Origin of the sequence: Ferroacidibacillus organovorans, assembly GCF_001642725.1 — a bacterium.
Lineage (GTDB): Bacteria > Bacillota > Bacilli > Alicyclobacillales > SLC66 > Ferroacidibacillus > Ferroacidibacillus organovorans.
The window spans coordinates 1-3,248 of record NZ_LSUQ01000098.1; the positions used below are offsets into that span (position 1 = coordinate 1).

At 58.1% G+C, this 3,248-nt stretch carries 3 protein-coding genes; all 3 read right to left on the reverse strand.

Features of this window, described 5'->3' with window-relative positions; translation table 11 throughout:
* Positions 1 to 211: 211 nt before the first annotated feature.
* Positions 212 to 712, reverse strand: a complete 501-nt coding sequence (locus AYW79_RS15040) for a helix-turn-helix domain-containing protein (RefSeq protein ID WP_067567638.1) — start codon at positions 710 to 712, stop codon at positions 212 to 214.
* Between the two features lie 54 nt (positions 713 to 766).
* Complete coding sequence (locus tag AYW79_RS15045) at positions 767 to 1,702, reverse strand: type I phosphomannose isomerase catalytic subunit (protein WP_067567641.1); 936 nt, start codon at positions 1,700 to 1,702, stop codon at positions 767 to 769.
* Positions 1,703 to 1,741: 39 nt separating this feature from the next.
* Positions 1,742 to 3,248: phospho-sugar mutase (locus AYW79_RS15050; RefSeq protein ID WP_067567643.1), on the reverse strand; the 1,507-nt coding region annotated here is incomplete at its 5' end.

Sequence of the window (3,248 nt, forward strand, 5' to 3'; positions counted from 1 at the left end):
GAGTAGCGTGGGCAGCGTAATAACACCACTGCCGCCCACGATCGAGTCAAAAAATCCTGCGACAAGGCCACTGCCGACCAATGCCGCGATTAAAAGAACACTGACGTGCAATCCATCGACTCCCTTACGGGTGTTCTATCTCGAAATAACGGCGCAGCCGATTATTTTTCCCGCAGACGGTGGCGCGAGAGCGCCATGGTACCGTCTATCTTCACGCTGTTGGCGAAGCATTGCTTGACTCACGATTTTTTTGAAGCAGACGCTGCTTGATCTCGTCAAGCTCCGCGAGACTCCCCTCAACCTTTTGTCGCTGTTCCTCAAGGGTTACGAGATTTTCGCGCAGGGTCGCCGCGCTCTTGTCGATCTCGTCGAGAAGATGGGACATTTCATCGGAGGAGACTGCCTCATCCCCTGCCAGAACTTTATACAAGCGCAGTCCGGAGAGCGCGGCACTCGTCACCATGTTGTTTGCGGCAAACGCGATGCCTGGCGCCGCTGCCCGCACACCTGCAGAACTGACCGTCGCCAACCAGTTCATCGCGCGACCAGCGGGCGTTCCGCGGCGGCGCAAAAAGGATTGCAAATCTTCATCCTTGATCAGATACTTGCCGCCTTGATCAACCGCCGGCAATAGTCCTGTGCGGATCCAGCGCCGCACCGTCTCTTCAGAAACGCCCAAACGGTATGCAACTTCGTACGTCGTGAATTCCATGTGTATTCCTCCTGAGTGTCATTTTCTCTATCATACGACACACACACGCACATGTCACGACAAATGCACGAGGGCAACTGTACCGCTCTCTTCGAGGATCAGCGGTTCACCCGCTTCGAGAACCCACGTCGGATAAGGGAGCGAACGAGGGGACGCTCCTTTGGGGTGAACATTTCCGCGAAGTGCCGTCACACACACGACACCCGGTTCGCGCGAAACGTGGAATGGGCTAACCCCGTCCACGGAGAGAAGTTCCAGAGAAAAATACGGATTTTGATCAAGCCATTCGCGTGCAATTCCCGCAGTGGCGGCATTGGCATTCCCGAAAAATGCCTCCCAGCGCGCAGAGGTCTGATCTCTTCGCAAGTCCCTGTCAGCCATTGTCGAAGCAAAGTCGATCACATCAAGCGCCTGCGCAAGGTGTAACTCCCGCTTCTTGCCAGACGGATCCACGCGATCATAGTCATAGATGCGAAACGTCGTATCCGAAGCTTGCTGCACCTCAAGCGCAACAATCCCTGCGCCGAGCGCGTGCACCGTGCCTGCCGGAAGCGGGATGTATTGTCCTGCCACAACCGTCTCATAGCGCAGCGCATCCTGCAGACGCCCCTGTGCGACTCGCTCTTCGAGCGCCGCACGCGAGTCGACGGTCAGACCGCGGCAGATCCGAGCACCCGGCTCCGCGTGAAGAATGAGCCACCCTTCCGTTTTCCCAAGGTCAAGAAGGGCGCTCGCCTGCTCATCATTTGGATGAACCTGAACAGAGAGATCTGTTTTCGCGTGTAAAATTTTGATCAGCACAGGAAACCAACTGCGCTGCGGAAAAAGATCGTGGAGGGTATTGCCACGCTCATCCACGGTTTGTCCCGCGGGGTGATCGGATGCGAGCCAGATTTCACCGACAGGGTGCGGCGTATCGAGATGAAACATCCGCTTGAGCAAATCCCCGCCCCAGATGCGTTCTTTATAGATGGGTTGTAAGGATCTCACGGCGCTTCTTCCCTCCCTATATCAAGCCATTGCAAGCGCCTAGAAGTACGCTTTTAGACGCTCGCGCACCGCCTTCTCAAGTTCGTCAAGTCGTGCTGTCGCCGTCTCTTCTGAGCTTTTGCATACACCGAGATACACCTTCAGTTTCGGCTCGGTTCCAGAAGGTCGAACAGCGACCCACGCGCCATCCTGATAGGAGAACTTCAACACATCGGCCTTCGGCAACTCGACCGTTTCCACCGCTCCACTCGCGCGTGTGCGCGTGCCGCGAAGGGTGTCTTCTGTAGCGTCCGGCACTTCTTCCCCGATCGCGAGGGGGTGCTCGCGCAGTTCGCTCATCAGCGTCTGCATACGCTGTGCCCCAGACATCCCGTCAAACTGAAAGCCGAGCAAACGGTCGCGGTAAAACCCGTACAGCGCAAACAGTCGCGCGCGTCTCTCGGGCAGCGTCTCCCCGACGCGTTTTGCATCTGCCATCATCTGCGCGATCAAAACGGACGCCTGTACGGCGTCTTTGTCGCGCACAAAAGGGAGCGCCAGATAGCCGACACTCTCTTCATAGCCAAACACGAACGTTTCCTTCTGCGCGCCCCCGCGCTCGTGCTCGTTGATCCACGCGCCGATGTATTTAAATCCGGTCAGCGTGCGCACCGTGCGACAGGAATACGCGCGCGCGATCGCCTCACCAAAATCGGACGTCACGTGCGTACATACAACAACACCGCGCGCCGGAAGCGCGCCTTGTTTCTCTACGTGGGAAAGATACGAGTCAAGAAGCATGCCACCGATTTCATTGCCTGAGAAAAAGTCATACGAGCCATCGCTTGCGCGCGCCATGACACCGACGCGATCCGTATCCGGGTCAGTCGCCATGATCAGATCGGCGCCGACTTCTTGCGCGCGTTTTAGCGCACCGCGATACGCGCTGCGATCCTCAGGATTGGGGCTGTCCACATGCGTAAACGCAGGGTCGAGCACCGCTTCCTGTTCCACCACATGTACCGCCGCGAACCCCGCCTGCAAAAGGGCACTCGGTACCATCGACCCGCCAACCCCGTGCAAAGGTGTGTACACGATAACCGGGTCATGCTCTGGGTGAGGACGCCTTCCTTTTGCAAGGGCATGCACTTCACGCAAATAGCGCTCATCCATCTCCTCGCCAAGCAAGATCAGCCGACCTGCCTCAAGCGCCGCCGCGCGCGTCAGTACAGGTACCGCGAGGAGTTCACCCACCGCCCGAATGGCCGCCTCAATCTCCGCCGCCGCTTCGCTCAGCACCTGGCACCCCGTCGCGTCATACACCTTGTACCCATTATACGCAGGCGGATTGTGACTCGCCGTAATCATGACGCCCGCTGCGCAAGCGTGCGCGCGCACGGCATATGAGAGCATTGGCGTCGGGCGGGGTGCCTCGTACAGAATCGCCGTCACGCCTTCTGCCGCCGCGACGCACGCAACCTCCTCTGCAAAACGCGCAGAGTTATACCGCCCATCATAGCCGATCGCGATCCGCCAGTTCTCCTTTGCGGCATGCTCCCTTACATAC